An 18,492-nucleotide genomic window follows, 5' to 3' on the forward strand; every position below is an offset into this window, starting at 1 on the left:
TGGAGATCGCACGCTGGTCGTCATGAGAGCCGTGTGGTTGACGGAGTTCGGCGGGCCCGGCGTGCTGCGGCTGGGGGAGGCGCCGGATCCGGTGCCCGAGCCGGGACAGGTGCTGATCGGCGTCACGTTCGCCGGCATCACGTTCGTGGAGACGCAGTTCCGCGCCGGGATGCCGGGGCCCTACCGGGCGGAGCCGCCGGTGATCCCGGGCAACGGGGTCGGCGGCGTGGTGCTGTCGGGTCCCGCGGACCTGGTCGGGGCGCCGGTCGTGACGAGCCTGAACGGCAGCGGCGGGTACGCGGAGCGGGTCGTGGTGGATGCGAGAGCGCCGTTCCGGGTGCCGGACGGCCTGGCGCTGGACGACGCGGTGGCGCTGCTGGCCGACGGCCGCACCGCGACGGCGCTGATCCGCGCGGCGGAGGTGTCGGCAGGGGAGCGGGTGCTGGTGGAGGCCGCCGCGGGCGGGGTGGGGAGCCTGGTGGTGCAGCTGGCCGCCGCCGCGGGCGCGTCGGTCGTCGCGGCGGCGGGCGGCGCGCGGAAGATCGCGGTGGCGGCGGACCTGGGGGCGCACGAGACGGTCGACTACACGCGGCCGGACTGGGCTTCCCGGGTGGAACCGGTGGACGTCGTGTTCGACGGCGTGGGTGGCGCGGTGGGGGGCCGCGGCGTTCGGCCTGGTGCGGCCCGGCGGGCGGTACTTCGGCTACGGCCTCGCCGGTGGTTCGTGGGCGGAGGTCCCGGCGGACGCAGGTGTGACGGTGCATCGCGGGTCACTGGGCAGCGCGGCGGATCTGCGCGCCTGCACGGAGTGGATTCTCACGGAGGCGGCGGCCGGACGGGTGAAACCCCTTGTGGGACAACGCTTCCCACTGTCCCGCGCCCCGGAAGCCCACCGCGCGATCGAGTCCCGCGCGACGATCGGCAAGACACTGCTGGAGATCTGAGCGTCAAGCGACGGGCAGTTCGTCGTAGGGTGGCCTCCGCTCGAGCTGTTGAGCGGTCCGGAGGATCCGCCGGATCGTCGCCCGCCGCTGGGGATGTTGTACGCGGAGCACGAGGCCGGTCTGGAAACGCGCCCACCAGCGCAGGTCCGGGTACAGCAGGTGCACGACGCGCAGTAGGGTGTCCTCGTTCCTGCTCAAGGGCTGGTCGGCTCGCCTCGACCGGCTCGATGCCGCGAGCTTGGCGAGGTGGGAGAACATCCGCTCACCGAAGTCGGGATCCTGCACGACTTCGCCGGTCAAGGTCCGGATCGTCTTCGGGTACTGCTCACCGAGGTTCGTCCGGTTGAGAGGTAGATCGGCGGCCTCGGGCAGGACTCCGACGACCCACATCGCCAGTTCGAGTCCGACCTGCCGAAGGTTCGCGTTCTTCCGGTTCGCCTTGCCGGCGTCGACCCAGCCCGCGACCGTCTTCAATACCAGCTCGTGGCGACCGGGCAGGGCGAGTATGCCCAGAACGGCGCCGACGACAGTACTGCGAACCTGCCAGCTGTCGGAACGCCCGATCTTGCCCAGTTGTTCAAGTGTGCGTTCGAGATCGTCTCTGCCGTATCGCGAGGCGTACACAAGTGCTGCGGTGCGTTGACGATTGACCGAACCGGTGACCCAGTTCTCGACCGTCTGCTTCACGAGCGCAGTCATCTTGTGCACGTAGACGAGACGGGTCAACGTGCGGACGGCCAGACGTCGCTGAAGATGGCTGTTGCTTGCCGCCAGATTGTCGAGCTGACGGAGTGGATCGCGAGCCGGCACCTGGAGGATGACAGTGCAGAGCGCCTGTACGGCAGCTTCCTCCATTCCGGTGCCGCACATCCAGTTCAACAGGATTCGGTGTTCCAGGTGGTACTGCTGCCAGAAGCGGCGCAGCACGGCGGCCGCGAAGTCGGGCCGGAGGAAACGAACGGTTTGCTCCTTCAGGCCGGCATGACGTGGATGGTCGCGGGTCTCGGTCGTTGCTCGTATCTGGCGGAGTAGCTGGTCCTTGGGGTGAGCGAAAACCCGGCGCGGCCGGAGTGTCTTGTCCTCGGGAAGTTCCTGCGCCCGGACCAGTTCGTCGAGTTTCGCCGCGTGATGGGCGGCGTCGTCGAACGGTTTGTCGTGGAAGAAGGCGACCGAGAGCAACATCGTGTAGACGACGGTCGACCAGGAGGTGTCGATGATGTCTTCGAGCGCTTGGTCGACGCTCTCGGTCAGTTCGCGAAGCGCGGTGACTGAATCGAGTTCGCCTTCGTCGATGAGGATCGCCAGTTCGGCAGCGCGGGCGGCTTTGTAGGGCGGATCACCGACTGCAAGATGCGCCGCCAGGTGATCGTCGAGGACATCGTGCGCCGCACGCGTCGCATGCTCGAAATCGAGTGTTCGGTGCGCCACCGCGAACGGATCCGGCGCTTTCAACTCGACACTCAGCTGGCCCGCCTCAGCCGGGATCTGGGAGCTGTAGTTGACGATGATCACCAAACGAGCCGATTTGTCACTGACCAATGAGAGCATGTGCCGGAGGTCCGGTGTCGGCAGCGGTGTGCCCTCCAGGCCGACACTTTCCCACAGGTAACCGTGGTTCGGCTCGAGCTCCTCGTCCTTGATGCTGCCAAGGGTGCGGTCGGAGCTGAGGTGAACGAGCTGCTGATAGCCGGCGTCGAGGAGGAGCCGGAGGCCGGCAGTGGTCCGGCCGGTGCCTGGGCAGTGCAAGACGACAACCGAGTAGTCGCGCAGAACACGGGAAGCAGGTTCGAAACTCGTCGGGCTGACGAAGCACTCCTGAACCCTCTCGAGCTCGGATTCGCTCACCCGCCGGTCGAACAACTCGGGCGGCTTGTTGCCGCGCACCGTGTAGAACGAATTGAAGACCACGTCGCCGTGGACCTCCTTGGCCTGCACGCCCCGCATTTCGCCGTGCACCTCGTTGTGTGGCTTCGACGGCTCACTGTTCTCCGGAGTCACAGCGACCCCTCACCGAACGTGACCGATCCGTGGATCACGCCCGCCTGTAGACCGCGCATGATCCCGTTCACCTGGTTGTGGACCGATTGCGGGTGTTCTCCCCTGGCTGACGCGCTGGGCTGTGGTGCGGGCAATGGTTGCGAGAAGGCTGTGAGAGTTCGCGCGTCGAAGCCGGGCACGCGGATCCACGCTTGTTCGCGAAACTCCTTCTCGTGGATGGTCAACTCCGCGAACTCCGCTCGCCGGACGGAGTGCACGTAGTCGGCGGCGAAGGTCTCCCGGAACGCCGCACCCGACAGGATCAGTCCGGTGTTCGGCGCTTCGGAGTCACCCTCTTCGAGGCATCGTCCGAGCACCCTGCGGAAGGCTCCTGCATTCAGCAACCTGCTGTGGCTGATCTTCGGCCCGTAGTAGCCGGGGGAATCTCCCACGGCACCGACTTCAACGGCCAGTCGGAGGCGGAGGTCTGGCCGGTGCCAACGATTGTGCTCGCCGGCCCGCCGTTCCAGGTACTGGGTCAAGTCGACTACCGAACCGAGCCTGGTGCTCGGGAGGGTGTAGAGCGCGCCGTCACCGGTGTACTCGTGATCAATGACCTCTTCCGGCCCGATGCCGCTTTCTGACAGTGCAGCTTCCAGCATCCGGTTGAGGGCCGCCCACAACGCCCGGCGATAGTGCCCAGGCTGAGCCGCCGAACCGATCACGTCGACTCCCAGCAGCACACGGCTCTCCGGCATGACGGTCACTGCGAACCTCCCCGATCAAGACTGTTTGCGGGGAGTGTGTGATGTCGTGCCGAGGCGCTCCACCTGAAATCAGGGAGAAGGCGTGGCGCCGGGCCGCCATCGTGGCTGGGTGAGCAGGTATTCGAGCCGGTTCGGGTCGAGGAGGTGGAACCTGAGCCGGGACGTGCTCACGAGACCGTCGGCACGTAGCGCCCTGAGGGCGGAGTCGACGGACTTCTCGGATGCGACGACCGCCCGCGCTAGATCGCTCTGGGGAATTCCGCGCAGCAGTAACCCGGCGCCCGCCGGTTCACCCAGCGTCCTGGCCCAGGCGAGCAACTGCGTCGCGACCCGCGTCGCGACATCCTGCGAGGCGATCGCGAGCTGGCGTTTGTCAGCGTTGTGCAGGCGATCGCGCAGCGTCACGTTGATCAGGACCATGACGTCCTGGTCCCGGCCGGCGAGGTCGCGGAACACCTGCGCCGGAACCCGGATCGCGGTTCCTCGCTGGTTCGCGACCACGGTCGCGCTCCTCGGCCGCCCTTCGAGCACGCCGAGTTCGCCGATGAGCTCGCCGGGACCGTATGGCCCGGTGACCACCTGGGCGCCGTTGTGCTCGGACAGGATGACCTTGATCGTCCCCGACTCGATCAGGAGCACGCGGTCGCTGGCCGCGCCGAACGACATCAGCGTCTCTCCTCGGTCGAAGTCGACCAGTCGTCCGGCAGCTCGCAGACGCCGGCGAGCGCGCCCCAGCGGGTGATCGAGCACCAGGACATCGTGACAATTCCAGGGTCCGGCGATCGACAAGGTTGAACGATGTTCACCCGTTCAGCCGAGTGATGACGCGATGTGTTGCGCGGTAGCTATGACCAGCGCACCGCGACCAGCTGGACCAGCAGCGCCAACCGCACATCAGGATCATCCAGATCCAACGGCGCGAGCTCGAGCACGCGCCGCATCCGGTACCGGAACGTGTTGGGGTGGATCCGCAACGCCCGTGCCGCCGAGCGCGGATCGCCGGGGTGCCGCAGCCATTCGTAGAGCGTGCCGACGTAGTCCGTGCGGTTGGCCCGGTCGTACTCGCGCAGGAGGTCCAGCGGGCCGAGTCCGGTCACGCCCGCCGCCGCCGCCGCGGTTGCCGTGCGGTGCAACGCCAGCGCCGTCCACACGCCGTCGAAGCTGCCGGACGGGCCGTCGATCACGCCCGCGCGCAGCAGGCTCAACGTCTCCTCCGCCTCGGCACGCGACCGGGGCAGCTCGCCGATCTTCACGGCGCTTCCGGCCGCCACCCGTGGCGCGCCGCGTGAAGCCAATGACGGCCAGTCCGCGCCGTCCGGCACGACCGCGTACAGCAGCCCGCCCATCTCCGTCACGACCGGGCGCCGCCCGATGCCCTGCGACATCCGTTCCAGCAACGCGAGCCGCAGCCCTTCGTCGTCGCCGGGGGTGTCGATGACGACCACCCGGTGGGGCTCGTCGGTCAGTTCCAGCTCCGCAACCGCCGCGCGCGGCCCGGCTTTGCCCTCCAGCACCGCGCGCAGCAACTCCGCTGACGCGCGTCGCTGGGCGTCCGCGTGCGCCCGGCGGCGCAACAGGTGCAGCGCGACCACGGGCGCGGTGTCGGCGAACGCGGACGCCCGCTCGTCGGACACCGGCCCGCGCACCACCGCCCACATCGATCCGAGCAGTTCCCCGCCCATCCGGATCGGCACGATGAGCCGTGGCAGCGTGCCATCCCGTTGTGCCGGAACGAAAATCGTCTGACGCCCGCGGGACAGCTCGCGGAACACCCCGCGGGACCGGAACTTCGCGAGCACGTCGTCCGGGATGCGCCGCCCCATGATCGTCGACACGCGTGCCGGGTCGGTGATGTCCTGCCGCGCCGAATAGGCCAGGACACGCGAGTTGGTGTCCTCGATCGTCACCGGCGCGTCCACGACCGCGGCGACCGCGTCGGCGAGCCGGAACAGGTCACCCGAACCGGGATCGCCCTCCAGTGACTCGGGTTCCTCGGCCGCCGCGTCGAGCACCGTGCGCAGCAGCCACACCAGCTGCGCCCACGCCGTCGCCGCACGCACCTCGACCAGTGCGATCCCCGCCGACCTGGCCGCACGCCGCACCGCGGGTTTCCGGGCCACCGGCGGTTTCAGCAGTACCGCCGCGGCCCCGGATTCCGCGCTGTGCCGCAGCAGTTCCACCGCCGCGTCCGCGTCCGCGCTGGCGACGCCGAGCACCAGGTCGCCCGCCGCGAGCTGAGCGGGCGCCCCTGGCTCGGCGATCACCACGTCCCCGACGGCCGGGCAGGGATCCGGGAGGTGCACGGCGTGCAGCAGCGTCGGCCCCACCCGGTCCACCACGCTGCGCACCGACACCATTCGCGCAGAATACGGCCTACCTGCCCAGAACACGGGCCAGCACGTCCCACAGCGTGCCCGCCCGGTCTTCGGAGCTGCCGCGCCACGCCACGATCCCGTCCGGCCGCACCAGGCTCGCCCCGTCCGCGCCCAGTCCGAACACGTCGCCGGGATCGTCGAAGTCGGTGCCGCGTTCCCGGTGCTCCAGAGCGATCCCGGTTTCCGCGCGTACCGCCTCGACCGCGTCCCGCCACCCGCCCGCGGCGAACACGACCCAGCCGCGCCCGAGGAAGTCCCCGGTGGAACCGGCGGCAGTGGGCAGGTGCGGGGCGCGGAAACCGGGACGGCCGGAGGGTTCGAGCGGGTTCTCCAGGCGGTCTTCGTCGTCCGCCAGCGCCGCGCCCGAGCGGTAACGGAACCCGAGGGTGAGCGCCAGCGGGTCGACCGGTTCCGGCGTCCCCGACAGGTCGAGTCCGGGCAGCATCCGTTCCCTGGCGTTGTGCAGGGACGTCGCCACCACCATCTCCGCGATCGGTTTGCGCTCGGCCTCGTAGCTGTCCAGCAGCGCGGGTCCGGCGTCGCCGCGGAGGACGGCCGCCAGCTTCCACGCGATGTCGTGCCCGTCGCCGACGGCCGTGTTGCCGCCCATGCCCCCGGTGGGCGGTGTGACCTTCGCGGCGTCCCCGACCAGGAACACCCGTCCGGCGGAGAAGCGCTCGGCGATGCGCGCCGCCATCTCCCACGCCCCGGTCCAGCGAATGCGCGGTTCGAGTCCGGGCAGGTCGGTTCCGGCCCGGATGAGCCCGGTCAGCCGCTCCTCCGGGAAGTCGGCGAGCGTCTCACCGCGCTCGGGGTGGAGATCGACCGCGAACACGTACCGTCCGGGAATGTCGGTGTTGACGAGTGCGCCGGTGAACTCCGCGTTCTGCAGGTAGTACAGGTCGGTCACGTCGGCCTGCAGGTGGTCGCCGAGGTCGGCGTCGAACACGACCCCCACCGAATGACCGATGGCGCCGACGCCGGTGGCCGCGATGCCCAGCGCCTCGCGGATGCGGCTCCGCCCGCCGTCCGCGGCGACCAGGTAGGACGCGCGCACCGTTTCGCCGTCGCTCAGGACCGCGGTCACCCCGTCCGCGTCCTGCTCGAACGACACCAGTTCGGTGGAGAACCGCACGTCGGCGCCCGCCTTCCGGGCCCGCTCCAGCAGGATCGGCTCGACCACGTCCTGCCCCGCCATTCCCCACGGCGCCGTGGTCGCGGTGCTCAGATCGATCTCGCCGAGGTCCTCGACGACGCGGTGGAACACCTGTCCCCGCAGGCTGGACGCGACCGTGACCCGCAGCCCCCGCGAGGCCCGCTCGCTGACGCCGAGCACCTCGTCGTCGATCCCGGCGAACCGGTACAGCTCCATCGTCCGCGGCGTCTGCCCGGACGCGCGCGGGTGCAAGGACGTGCCCGGATGCCGTTCCACGGTCAGCACGTCCGCGCCCTCGATGGCCAGGAACATGCTCGCGGACAGCCCGCCGAGGCCGGCCCCCACGACCAGAACGTCGGTTCTCTTCACGTTTTCTCCCTCGTAGTGGAAATCTCCTTGGGAAAGTATCTTAGACTCTAAGAGATTTGACAGGCAAGGGAGATTTACTCTCATTGAGTGGGACCTGTTGGGCGGGACGGTTCGCCCTCGCTAGCTTCGGTTCCGGCGCCCGACGACAACCACCCCAGCACGAGGAGCACGACGATGACCGAATCGCAGGCTTGGTCGTTCGAGACCAAGCAGATCCACGCGGGCGCGAGCCCCGATCCGGCCACCGGAGCCCGCGCCACGCCGATCTACCAGACGACGTCGTACGTCTTCCGGGACAGTCAGCACGGCGCCGACCTGTTCAGCCTCGCCGAGCCGGGGAACATCTACACCCGCATCATGAACCCGACCCAGGACGTGCTGGAGCAGCGCGTCGCCGCCCTCGAAGGCGGTGTGGCCGCACTGGCGTTCGCGTCCGGATCAGCGGCCACGACGGCGGCCATCCTCACCCTCGCCGGCGCGGGCGACCACATCGTGTCCAGCGCGAAGCTCTACGGCGGCACCTACAACCTGTTCCGGTACACGCTGCCCAAGCTCGGCGTCGAGGTGTCCTTCATCGAGCAGCAGGACGACCCGGAGCAGTGGCGCGCCGCGGTGCGGCCGAACACCAAGGCATTCTTCTCCGAGACCCTGGCCAACCCGGGCAGCGACGTGCTCGACATCCGCGCCGTCGCCGATGTCGCGCACGAGGCCGGCCTGCCGCTGATCGTCGACAACACGATCCCGACCCCGTACCTGCTGCGCCCGATCGAGCACGGCGCGGACGTCGTCGTGCACTCGGCGACGAAGTACCTCGGCGGTCACGGCACGACGGTCGCCGGTGTGCTGGTGGACGGCGGCACCTTCGACTTCGGTGCGTACCCGGAGCGCTTCCCCGGGTTCTCCGAGCCGGACCCGAGCTACCACGGTCTCAAGTACTGGGAGGCGCTCGGCCCTGGCGCCTACGCCGCGAAGGCACGCGTGCAGATCCTGCGGGACACCGGCGCCGCCATCTCGCCGCTGAACAGCTTCCTGATCCTGCAGGGCATCGAAACGCTGTCGCTGCGCCTCGAACGGCACGTCTCGAACGCCGCGGCCCTGGCCGAGTGGCTGGAGCAGCGCGACGAGGTCGAGCGCGTCTACTACGCGAGCCTGCCCTCCAGCCCGCACCACGAGCGCGCGCGGAAGTACCTGCCCAAGGGTGCGGGCGCGGTGCTGTCGTTCGACCTGCGCGGAGGGGTCGAGGCCGGGCGCCGGTTCGTGGACGGCACCGAGCTGCACAGCCAGCTGGTTAACATCGGGGACGTGCGCAGCCTCATCGTCCACCCGGCCAGTACCACCCACAGCCAGCTCACCCCGGAGGAGCAGCTCGCCAGCGGCGTCACGCCCGGCCTGGTGCGCCTCGCCGTCGGGCTGGAGGGGCTGGCCGACCTCCAGGCCGACCTCGAGTCCGGCTTCCGGGCGGCGAAGGCGGCCCAGTGACGGATCCGTCCACTGCGGATCTCCCTCCGGCCACCGGTGCGTGGCGGGAGGGAGATCCGCCCGGACGGCGGCAGTGGGTCACCGGCGGACGGCTGGAGCTGGACGCAGGCGGCACGCTGCCGGAGTACCGGATCGCGTACGAGACGTGGGGAAACCTCAACTCCGACGGCTCGAACGCGGTGCTGGTCGAGCACGCCCTCACCGGCGACAGCCACGCGGCCGGTGAGCCAGGGCCCGGCCATCCCACGTCCGGATGGTGGGACGGCCTGATCGGGCCGGGGCGCGCGCTGGACACCGATGAACTGTTCGTCGTGGTGCCCAACGTCCTCGGCGGCTGCCAGGGCTCGACCGGTCCGGCGTCGCCCGATCCGGACGGGCGGACGTGGGGCAGCCGGTTCCCGCGGATCACCATCCGCGACCAGGTCCGCGCCGAAACCGTGGTCGCCGACCACCTCGGCATCGAGCGGTGGGCGGCGGTGCTCGGCGGGTCGATGGGCGGCATGCGGGCGCTGGAGTGGGCGGTCACGTTCCCGTCCAGGGTGGCGGGTTTGCTGGTGCTGGCCGCGCCCGCGGCGTCCTCGGCCGACCAGATCGCCTGGGCCGCCCCGCAACTGCACGCGATCACCGCCGACGCCGGCTGGCGCGGTGGTGACTACCACGACCTTCCGGCCGGTGAGGGGCCGCACCGCGGGCTGGGCGTCGCGCGGCGGATCGCGCATACGACCTACCGCAGCGGCCTCGAACTGGACCAGCGTTTCGGGCGGTCGCCGCAGGGCGCCGAGAACCCGTTGGCGGGCGGCCGGTACGCGATCGAGTCCTATCTGGACCACCACGCGGACAAGCTGGTGCGGCGTTTCGACGCGGCTTCGTACGTGCTGCTCACGCAGTCGATGAACACGCACGACGTCGGCCGGGACCGCGGCGGTGCCGCCTCGGCGCTGGCCGCCGTGACCGCCCGCGGCGTGATCGCCGGCGTCGACAGCGACCGCCTCTACCCGATGCGGCAGGCCCGCGAACTGGCGGCGGCGACCCCGGGCGCGGGGGAGGCGGCGGAGATCACCTCACCCTACGGGCACGACTCGTTCCTGATCGAGACGGCGCAGGTCGCGGCTCTGGTCAAGGCGTTGCTGCACTAGGCGTACCGCCGCAGGCCCGAAGCGATGACGCGGTCGAGGAGCCGGTCGGGGAGGACGCGGGTGAGACGGGTGATGAGGCCCGCGTCGCGGCCGATGGTGAAGCGGGTGCGCGGGCGCCGCGTGGTGGCGGCTCCGGCGACGATGGCTCCGGCCTTGTCCGCGGCCACACCGTTGCGGGTGTGCGCCAGCGACTGGGCGACGACGGCTTCGACGAGCCCGCCGTACCGCTGCCGGTGTTCCGGGTTCATCCGCCCGGCGAGGTCGTTGGCGGTGGCGGCGCCGCGCTCGCCCATCTCGGACCGCACGGCGCCGGGTTCGACGACGACCACCTGCACCCCGTGCGGGGCGAGTTCGCGGCGGAGCGCGTCGCTGACCGCTTCGAGCGCGAACTTCGTGCCCCCGTAGGCCCCGTACGTGCCCATCGCGACCTTGCCGCCGACCGAGCTGATGTTGACGATCCTGCCGCGACTCGAATGGAGGAACGGCAGCAGCGCCTGCGTGACCGCGACATGCCCGAACAGGTTGACCTCGAACAGCCGCCGCCACTCGTCCAGGTGAAGGGCTTCGGCCGCCCTCGCCGACCGCGTCGGCGCCGAGAAGCGCCCACTCCGCGCCGTCGTGAACAACGCGGGTATCCCGGTCAACGCGCCGAGCCGTCGCGGCGCCCATGCCCGTGGACGCGCCGGAGACGACCATGATCTCCGATTCATATGACGTTGTCATATGAACACCGTGCGTCACTCATGTGACGCTGTCAACTAGACTGGCGGCATGGTGACGCGCGCTGAGACCGCCGCGGCGACCCGGAGCGCCCTGGTGCGTGCCGCGTCCGACCTGCTGGACGAGGGCGGGCGCGAGGCGGTGACGCTCCGCGCGGTCGGAGCCCGTGCCGGGGTCTCCCGCGGCGCCCCCTACGGGCACTTCGACCACAAGGCGCACCTGCTGACCGAACTGGCGATCAACGCCTGGAACTCCGTGGCGGACGAGGTGGAACAGCTGCGTGCCGACCCCGGTGCCGATCCGGGCACCCGGCTCGAACGGGCCCTGATGGTGCTCATCACACTCGGCAGGCGGCACCCGCACCGGTACGCGCTGATGTTCAGCACCCCGGCCGACGATCCGGCGGCCACCGCGGCGGCGGCCCGTCTGGAGAACCAGTTCCTCACCATCGTCGCCGACCTGGTCGGCGACGCCGACGCGCGCCGCTACGGGGCGTTGCTGATGGCGAGCGCGCACGGGATCGCCGGACTGGAATTCAGCGGGCACCTGGACCGGGAGAAATGGACGGTCGGCGGTGAGGAGCTCGCGCACATGCTCGTCGAGGGCATCCGGCCCGGCGGCACTTCCTAGGCCAGCGCCTCGGAGATCCACTCGGTGACCGGCAGATCGCGCTCCAGGCATTCGGTCGACAGCCGGATCGTCCAGCGCAGTGCCTGCAGGGTCAGGCTGTCCACCTCGTCCCGGTTGGCGCTCGCCAGCGCGATCTCCACCTGTTCCGCGGCGGCTTCGGTGTTGCCGTGCACCTCGGCCAGCAGCGTCCGGACCGCGGTGCGCACCGGTGGATCGGCCTGGTCGATCGAGACCTCTTCGCCGGTCTCGTCGAACACCTGCACCTTCACCGGCGCGCTGCCCCCGTCACCGAGCGTGGTCACCAGCGTGCTGCACTCCTCGAACAGGAGCAGCATCAGTTCACGCGTCTCGTCGTGGCTCGACGGGGCCACTTCGTCGAGCGCGTCGTCGTCTCGGCCGAGCTGCATCGCCACGAGGGCGCGCTGCGCCCGCGAGATCAGCTCCTGCCGGTCCTGGGTCACGGGATCTATCAAAGCGGGGGAAAGGCGTTCAAGGTAGTGGGAAAAACGAGTGACGTGATGATCACGCCGCGGACCGCAGCGCGCCCAGGGCCAGTCGCCGCAGCAGGACGGCCAGTTCGTCGTCGTCCAGATGGCGGTTGTACGGAGTCGAGTTGATCAGGCCGAACACGGCGTGTGCCGCCGACCGTGCCTGGCGTTCCCCCACTTCGGGGACGGCGTCACGAATCACCTTCACCCATACCTCTACGTAACGACGCTGCAGAGCGCGCACCTGCCTGCGGTCGGCGTCGGTGAGGTTCGCCAGGTTGCGCTCCTGAACCGTGATCAGCGACGGGTGGGTCAGGGCGAAGTCGACGTGGAACTCGACGAGCGCCGCCAGCGCCTGCTCGGGATCGCTGGTCTCCTCGACGCGGGCCGTGCCGCCGTCGAGGAGGTAGTGGCTGATCGAGTTCAGCATCTCCCCGAGCATGGCGTCCTTGCCGCGGAAGTGCCGGTAGAGCGCCGGACCGGAGATGCCGACCGCCGCCCCGATGTCGTCGATGCCGACGCCGTGGAACCCGTGCCGCGCGAACAGTTCGGCGGCCGCGGTCAGGATCTGCTCGCGGCGGGTGGTCTTCTCGCCGGAGACCAGCGGAGTGGGGCTCGTCGACACCGGAACATCGTATCGACTCAGGTTAGCGAGCGCTAACGTCTGCCGTTCGTCACCTGTTGGTAGCCAAAGTGCCTCCTAAAAGGGGCTCCCTTGTGGGCATTGCACCTGGTAATCGTTCAGTGAGTTGATTACTCACGAAGGGTGGTCCCCGCTGTGCTGAAAAGGCTTGCTGCCACCGTCGTCGCGGCCCTCGCCGCGATCGGCCTGACCTCCGGAGTGGCCGCGGCGGCCACCCTCGACTACGTCGCGCTCGGCGACTCCTACTCCTCCGGGGTGGGTGCCGGGAACTACCTCGACTCCTCCGCCTGCAAGCGCAGCTCGAACGCCTACCCGGCGCTCTACGCCGGGCAGACTTCGGCCTCGCTGGACTTCCAGGCATGTTCCGGCGCGAGGACCTCGGACGTGCTGAACAACCAGGTCGCCGCGCTGTCGGACGAGACCGATCTGGTGACGATCAGCGTCGGTGGCAACGACGCCGGTTTCGCGGACGTGATGCAGGACTGCATCCTCGGCGGCGACTCGGGCTGCAAGACGGCGATCGACAACGCGACGGCGTTCGTCAACGGCACTCTGCCCGGCCTGCTGGAGAACACCTACAGCGAGATCCGTTCGCGCGCGCCCGAGGCGACGGTGATCGTCCTGGGATACCCGCACTTCTACCAGATCGGCGGCTCCTGCTCGGTCGGGTTGTCCGACACCTCGCGCGGTTACATCAACGGTGGGGCGGACGCGCTGGACACGGTCACCCAGAAGGCGGCGTCCGCGGCCGGGTTCGCCTTCGCCGACGTGCGCCCGGCCTTCACCGGGCACGAGATCTGCTCGGGTGACGCGTGGCTGCACAGCGTGACGTACCCGATCGACGAGTCCTACCACCCCACGGCGACCGGACAGGCGCAGGGCTACTACCCGTCGCTGGTGGCCGCGCTCGGCTGACTCGTGGTGCCGACCTCGTCCGGCGCTGGACAGTGCACGTTAGTCGTGGTTAACATCGAGCCTGACGTTAACGACGACTAACCATGTCCGGCGCTGGACGAGGAGGGTCATGGACTACCCGGTGCTCGGCACCTCCGCGGACCCGCGAAGTGAGCAATACACACGAAACGCGACCAGTCACGCGGAGCTGGCCGAGGATCTGCGCAAGCGTCTGGCGGTGGCCCGCACGGGCGGCTCGGAGAAGGCGCGTGCCCGGCATGTGGAACGCGGCAAGCTGCTGCCGCGCGACCGGGTGGACGCCCTGCTCGACCCCGGCTCGCCGTTCCTGGAGCTGTCGCCGCTGGCCGCCAACGGTCTCTACGACGACGAGGCTCCGGCCGCCGGGATCATCACCGGCATCGGCCGCGTGTCCGGCCGCGAGTGCGTGATCGTCGCCAACGACGCGACCGTCAAGGGCGGCACGTACTACCCTATGACTGTCAAGAAGCACCTGCGTGCGCAGGAAGTCGCGCTGCACAACAACCTTCCGTGCGTCTACCTGGTCGACTCCGGCGGCGCGTTCCTGCCGCGGCAGGACGACGTGTTCCCGGACCGCGAGCACTTCGGCCGCATCTTCTACAACCAGGCGACCATGTCGGCCCGCGGCATCCCGCAGATCGCGGCCGTGCTCGGCTCCTGCACCGCGGGCGGCGCCTACGTCCCGGCGATGAGCGACGAGGCCGTCATCGTCCGCAACCAGGGCACGATCTTCCTCGGCGGCCCACCGCTGGTGAAGGCCGCGACCGGTGAGGTCGTGACGGCCGAGGAGCTGGGTGGCGGCGACGTGCACGCCCGCCAGTCCGGCGTCACCGACCACCTCGCCAACGACGACGCCCACGCGCTCACCATCGTCCGCTCGATCGTCGCGACCCTCGGCCCGCGCAGCCCGCGCCCGTGGGAGGTCAAGCAGGTCGAGGCCCCCGCCGTCGACCCGCAGCAGCTCTACGGCGCGGTGCCCACCGACTCAAGGACCCCCTACGACGTCCGCGAGGTGATCGCGCGCATCGTCGACGGGAGCCGCTTCAACGAGTTCAAGAAGGAGTACGGCGCCACCCTCGTCACCGGTTTCGCCCACATCCACGGCCACCCGGTCGGAATCATCGCGAACAACGGCGTCCTGTTCGCCGAGTCGGCGATGAAGGGCGCGCACTTCATCGAGCTGTGCGACAAGCGCTCGATCCCGCTGGTGTTCCTGCAGAACATCAGCGGTTTCATGGTCGGACGCGACTACGAGGCCGGCGGTATCGCCAAGCACGGCGCCAAGATGGTCACCGCCGTCGCGTGCGCCCGCGTGCCGAAGCTGACCGTCATCATCGGCGGCTCGTTCGGCGCGGGCAACTACTCGATGTGCGGGCGCGCGTACTCGCCCCGCTTCCTGTGGATGTGGCCCAACGCCCGCATTTCCGTGATGGGCGGCGAGCAGGCCGCGTCCGTGCTGGCGACCGTGCGCCGCGACTCGATCGAGGGCCGCGGTGGCGAGTGGGCCGCCGAGGAGGAAGAGGAGTTCAAGGACCCCATCCGCCGCCAGTACGAGGAGCAGGGCAGCCCCTACTACTCGACCGCGCGGCTGTGGGACGACGGCGTGATCGACCCGGCGGACACCCGCATGGTGCTCGGGCTCGCGTTGTCGGTGGCGGCGAACGCGCCGCTGGAACCGGTCGGCTACGGCGTTTTCCGGATGTGAGGGGCATGTTCGACACAGTCCTGGTCGCCAACCGCGGCGAGATCGCGGTCCGCGTCATCGGCACACTCCGGCGGCTGGGCATCCGCTCGGTCGCGGTCTACAGCGACGCCGACGCGGACGCCCGGCACGTGCACGAGGCCGACACGGCGATCCGCATCGGTCCCGCTGAGGCGGCGCGCAGCTATCTGTCCATTCCGGACATCGTCCGCGCCGCCGCCGACTCCGGCGCGCAGGCCGTTCACCCCGGCTATGGCTTCCTCGCCGAGAACGCCGAGTTCGCGGCGGCGTGCGAGAAGGCCGGGCTGGTGTTCATCGGTCCGCCGGTCGCGGCGATCGACGGGATGGGCGACAAGATCCGCGCCAAGGCGACGGTGTCGGCGGCAGGCGTGCCGGTCGTCCCCGGATTGTCCGATGTGGACGATTTCGCGGCCGCTGCCGACGAGGTCGGTTACCCGTTGCTGCTCAAGCCCTCCGCGGGTGGTGGCGGCAAGGGCATGCGCCTGGTGACCGAGCCGGGTGAGCTGGCGGCCGCGATCGAGTCCGCGCAGCGCGAGGCCCGCTCGTCCTTCGGCGACGACCGGCTGCTGCTGGAACGGTTCGTCACCACGCCCCGGCACATCGAGATCCAGGTGCTCGCCGACACCCACGGCACGGTGCTGCACCTCGGTGAGCGCGAGTGCAGCCTGCAGCGGCGGCACCAGAAGATCGTCGAGGAGGCGCCGTCGGTGCTGCTCGACGAGGCGACGCGCGCGCGGATGGGGGCCGCCGCCGTCGAGGCCGCCCGCTCGGTCGGCTACGTCGGCGCGGGCACCGTCGAGTTCATCGTGTCGGCGCACCGGCCGGACGAGTTCTTCTTCATGGAGATGAACACCCGGCTGCAGGTGGAGCACCCGGTGACCGAGATGGTGACCGGGCTCGACCTCGTCGAATGGCAGGTGCGGATCGCCGCGGGTGAGCCGATTTCCCTGGCACAGGAAGACATCCGGCTGAACGGGCACGCCGTCGAGGCCCGCGTCTACGCCGAGGACCCGTCCCGGGGGTTCGTGCCCACCGGCGGCACCGTGCTCGCGCTCGACGAGCCGGGTGGACAGGGCGTGCGGGTCGACTCCTCGCTGGCCGAGGGCCTGGCGGTGGGGTCGAACTACGACCCGATGCTGGCCAAGGTGATCGCGTGGGGCCCGGACCGCGCGTCGGCGCTGCACCGGCTGGACCGGGCACTGGCCGGCACGTCCGTACTGGGCGTGACGACCAACGTGACCTTCCTGCGGGCGCTGCTCGACGATCCGGACGTGCGGTCCGGGAAGCTCGACACCGGGCTCGTCGAACGCCGTCTCGGCGATCTGACCGCGGTGGCCGTTCCGGACGAGTTCTTCGTCGCGGCCGCGATGGACCGGTTGCTGGGCCTGATGCCTGCCGACACCTCCGACCCGTGGGCGGTGCCGAGCGGGTGGCGGCTCGGCGGGCCGGGCGGCGTGACGTTCCGGTTGCGGGCCGGGGACACCGAAGCGCTCGTCACCGTCGAGGGTTCGCGGGTGAGTGTGGACGGCGCCGAACCGGTCCCGGTTTCCGCGCAGCGCAAGGGGAACCGGCTGGAAGTGCACTACGGCGGCGAGTTCCGCCGGTACCTGCGGGCGGACGCGCCGGACGACCGGGTGTGGCTCGGCCGGGACGGGCACGGCGTCGTGGTCGGCGAGCGTCCCAACCTGCTCGCCGCGCACGGCGAGGCGAGCGCGGCGGGCCCGGTGGTCAGCCCGATGCCCGGCACGGTGCTGGTGGTCAAGGTCGCGCAGGGCGACGTGGTGAGCGCGGGCGCGCCGCTGCTGGTCGTCGAGGCCATGAAGATGGAACACACGCTGACCGCCCCGGTCGACGGCGTGGTCGAAGAACTCCGCGTCCAGGTGGGCCAGCAGGTGGCCCTCGACGAGACGCTCGCGGTGGTCAAGGAGCAGAAATGATCGACTTCCGGCTCGGTGAAGAGTACGAAGCGCTGCGCAAGAGCGTCCACGACTTCGCGCAGAAGGAGGTCGCGCCCGTCATCGGGGGTTTCTACGAGCGCGAGGAGTTCCCGTACGAAATCGTGCGCGGGATGGCCTCGATGGGCCTGTTCGGGCTGCCGTTCGCCGAGGAGTACGGCGGGATGGGTGGCGACTATTTCGCGCTGTGCCTGGCGCTGGAGGAGCTGGCCAGGGTCGACTCGTCGGTCGCGATCACGCTCGAAGCCGGGGTGTCGCTGGGTGCGATGCCGCTGTACCGCTTCGGATCCGCCGAGCAGAAGGAACGCTGGCTGCCGCAACTGTGCTCGGGTGCGGCCCTGGGCGCGTTCGGCCTGACCGAGCCCGGCGGCGGTTCGGACGCGGGCGCGACCCGCACGACGGCGCGCGTCGACAACGACGAGTGGGTGATCAACGGCAGCAAGTCGTTCATCACCAACTCCGGCACCGACATGACGCAGCTGGTGACCGTGACCGCGGTGACCGGTGAGAAGCAGGGCGGCGGCAAGGAGATCTCGGCGATCATCGTGCCCGCCGGCACGCCCGGGTTCACGGTCGCGCCGAAGTACTCGAAGGTCGGCTGGAACGCCTCCGACACCCACGAGCTGTCGTTCGCGGACTGCCGCGTGCCCGCGGAGAACCTGCTCGGCGAGCGCGGCCGCGGGTACGCCCAGTTCCTGTCCATCCTGGACGAGGGCCGGGTCGCGATCGCCGCGCTCAGCGTCGGGCTCGCGCAGGGGTGCGTCGACGAGTGCCTGCGGTACGTGGGGGAGCGGGAGGCGTTCGGGCACCGCATCGGCGAGTACCAGGCGATCCAGTTCAAGATCGCGGACATGGAGGTCCGCGCCCACACCGCCCGGTTGGCCTACTACGCGGCCGCGTCGAAGATGCTGCGCGGTGAGCCGTTCAAGAAGGAAGCCTCGATCGCGAAGCTGGTCTCGTCGAACGCGGCGATGGACAACGCCCGCGACGCGACGCAGATCTTCGGCGGCTACGGCTTCATGAACGAGTTCCCGGTCGGACGGTTCTACCGGGACGCGAAGATCCTGGAGGTTGGCGAGGGCACCAGCGAGGTGCAGCGCATGCTCATCGCCCGTGAGCTGGGGCTTCGCTGAATCAGGTGAGCTGAGGCAACCTGCCGCGCCTTTCGCGCGTGTACCGCCCGGACGAGCCGGGACG

15 protein-coding genes and 1 pseudogene are annotated in these 18,492 nt (G+C 70.0%); 8 read left to right on the forward strand and 8 right to left on the reverse strand.

Going from position 1 to position 18,492, the window contains the following annotated elements; all coding sequences use genetic code 11:
• Positions 1–22 precede the first annotated feature (22 nt).
• Positions 23–944 (forward strand): annotated as a pseudogene (locus HNR02_RS14955) (zinc-binding dehydrogenase).
• 3 nt (positions 945–947) lie between these two features.
• Here the strand turns inward: HNR02_RS14955 and HNR02_RS14960 are convergent.
• The 5 genes from HNR02_RS14960 to rdmE all read right to left on the reverse strand — a co-directional run bounded on the left by HNR02_RS14960 (position 948) and on the right by rdmE (position 7,588).
• Complete coding sequence (locus HNR02_RS14960; protein WP_179773784.1) at positions 948–2,942, reverse strand: hypothetical protein; 1,995 nt, start codon at positions 2,940–2,942, stop codon at positions 948–950.
• The gene (locus tag HNR02_RS14965; RefSeq protein WP_179773785.1) at positions 2,939–3,688 is read right to left on the reverse strand and encodes a hypothetical protein; all 750 of its coding nucleotides are present in this window, start codon (positions 3,686–3,688) and stop codon (positions 2,939–2,941) included. The genes HNR02_RS14960 and HNR02_RS14965 overlap by 4 nt, the downstream gene beginning before the upstream one ends.
• A 69-nt stretch (positions 3,689–3,757) precedes the next feature.
• Positions 3,758–4,477, reverse strand: a complete 720-nt coding sequence (locus HNR02_RS14970; protein ID WP_179773786.1) for a Crp/Fnr family transcriptional regulator — start codon at positions 4,475–4,477, stop codon at positions 3,758–3,760.
• Positions 4,478–4,533: 56 nt separating this feature from the next.
• On the reverse strand, positions 4,534–6,045 hold the full coding sequence (locus HNR02_RS14975) for a PucR family transcriptional regulator (protein WP_179773787.1): 1,512 nt from the start codon (positions 6,043–6,045) through the stop codon (positions 4,534–4,536).
• 16 nt (positions 6,046–6,061) lie between these two features.
• Positions 6,062–7,588, reverse strand: coding sequence for an aklavinone 12-hydroxylase RdmE (rdmE, locus tag HNR02_RS14980; RefSeq protein ID WP_179773788.1), 1,527 nt, complete (start codon positions 7,586–7,588; stop codon positions 6,062–6,064).
• 174 nt (positions 7,589–7,762) lie between these two features.
• On the opposite strand from rdmE, the gene HNR02_RS14985 reads away from it, so the two are divergent.
• Together HNR02_RS14985 and metX are read left to right on the forward strand one after the other, a co-directional pair.
• The gene (locus HNR02_RS14985; protein WP_179773789.1) at positions 7,763–9,067 is read left to right on the forward strand and encodes a bifunctional o-acetylhomoserine/o-acetylserine sulfhydrylase; all 1,305 of its coding nucleotides are present in this window, start codon (positions 7,763–7,765) and stop codon (positions 9,065–9,067) included.
• Complete coding sequence (gene metX / locus HNR02_RS14990; protein WP_179773790.1) at positions 9,064–10,203, forward strand: homoserine O-acetyltransferase MetX; 1,140 nt, start codon at positions 9,064–9,066, stop codon at positions 10,201–10,203. The genes HNR02_RS14985 and metX overlap by 4 nt, the downstream gene beginning before the upstream one ends.
• On the opposite strand, the gene HNR02_RS14995 is transcribed toward metX, so the two are convergent.
• Positions 10,200–10,847 carry an SDR family NAD(P)-dependent oxidoreductase gene (locus HNR02_RS14995; protein WP_246338572.1) on the reverse strand — a complete coding sequence of 216 codons (648 nt, stop codon included), beginning with the start codon at positions 10,845–10,847 and terminating at the stop codon, positions 10,200–10,202. The two genes, metX and HNR02_RS14995, sit on opposite strands and share 4 nt — an antisense overlap.
• A 127-nt stretch (positions 10,848–10,974) precedes the next feature.
• Between HNR02_RS14995 and HNR02_RS15000 the strand changes: the two genes are divergently transcribed.
• Positions 10,975–11,553: a TetR/AcrR family transcriptional regulator gene (locus tag HNR02_RS15000; protein ID WP_218902878.1), complete on the forward strand. Its 579-nt coding sequence runs from the start codon at positions 10,975–10,977 to the stop codon at positions 11,551–11,553.
• Here HNR02_RS15000 and HNR02_RS15005 read toward each other — a convergent pair.
• Positions 11,550–12,014: a hypothetical protein gene (locus tag HNR02_RS15005; RefSeq protein ID WP_179773792.1), complete on the reverse strand. Its 465-nt coding sequence runs from the start codon at positions 12,012–12,014 to the stop codon at positions 11,550–11,552. The genes HNR02_RS15000 and HNR02_RS15005 overlap by 4 nt on opposite strands.
• Before the next feature lie 61 nt (positions 12,015–12,075).
• Positions 12,076–12,666 carry an SACE_7040 family transcriptional regulator gene (locus HNR02_RS15010; RefSeq protein ID WP_179773793.1) on the reverse strand — a complete coding sequence of 197 codons (591 nt, stop codon included), beginning with the start codon at positions 12,664–12,666 and terminating at the stop codon, positions 12,076–12,078.
• Positions 12,667–12,819: 153 nt separating this feature from the next.
• On the opposite strand from HNR02_RS15010, the gene HNR02_RS15015 reads away from it, so the two are divergent.
• The 4 genes from HNR02_RS15015 to HNR02_RS15030 all read left to right on the forward strand — a co-directional run bounded on the left by HNR02_RS15015 (position 12,820) and on the right by HNR02_RS15030 (position 18,428).
• Positions 12,820–13,599 carry an SGNH/GDSL hydrolase family protein gene (locus tag HNR02_RS15015; RefSeq protein ID WP_179773794.1) on the forward strand — a complete coding sequence of 260 codons (780 nt, stop codon included), beginning with the start codon at positions 12,820–12,822 and terminating at the stop codon, positions 13,597–13,599.
• Positions 13,600–13,708: 109 nt separating this feature from the next.
• Complete coding sequence (locus HNR02_RS15020) at positions 13,709–15,322, forward strand: carboxyl transferase domain-containing protein (RefSeq protein ID WP_179773795.1); 1,614 nt, start codon at positions 13,709–13,711, stop codon at positions 15,320–15,322.
• 5 nt (positions 15,323–15,327) lie between these two features.
• Complete coding sequence (locus tag HNR02_RS15025) at positions 15,328–17,277, forward strand: acetyl-CoA carboxylase biotin carboxylase subunit (protein WP_179773796.1); 1,950 nt, start codon at positions 15,328–15,330, stop codon at positions 17,275–17,277.
• Positions 17,274–18,428, forward strand: a complete 1,155-nt coding sequence (locus HNR02_RS15030) for an acyl-CoA dehydrogenase family protein (RefSeq protein ID WP_179773797.1) — start codon at positions 17,274–17,276, stop codon at positions 18,426–18,428. The genes HNR02_RS15025 and HNR02_RS15030 overlap by 4 nt, the downstream gene beginning before the upstream one ends.
• Positions 18,429–18,492 lie beyond the last annotated feature (64 nt).

It is taken from the genome of Amycolatopsis endophytica (assembly GCF_013410405.1).
Taxonomy (GTDB): domain Bacteria; phylum Actinomycetota; class Actinomycetes; order Mycobacteriales; family Pseudonocardiaceae; genus Amycolatopsis_E; species Amycolatopsis_E endophytica.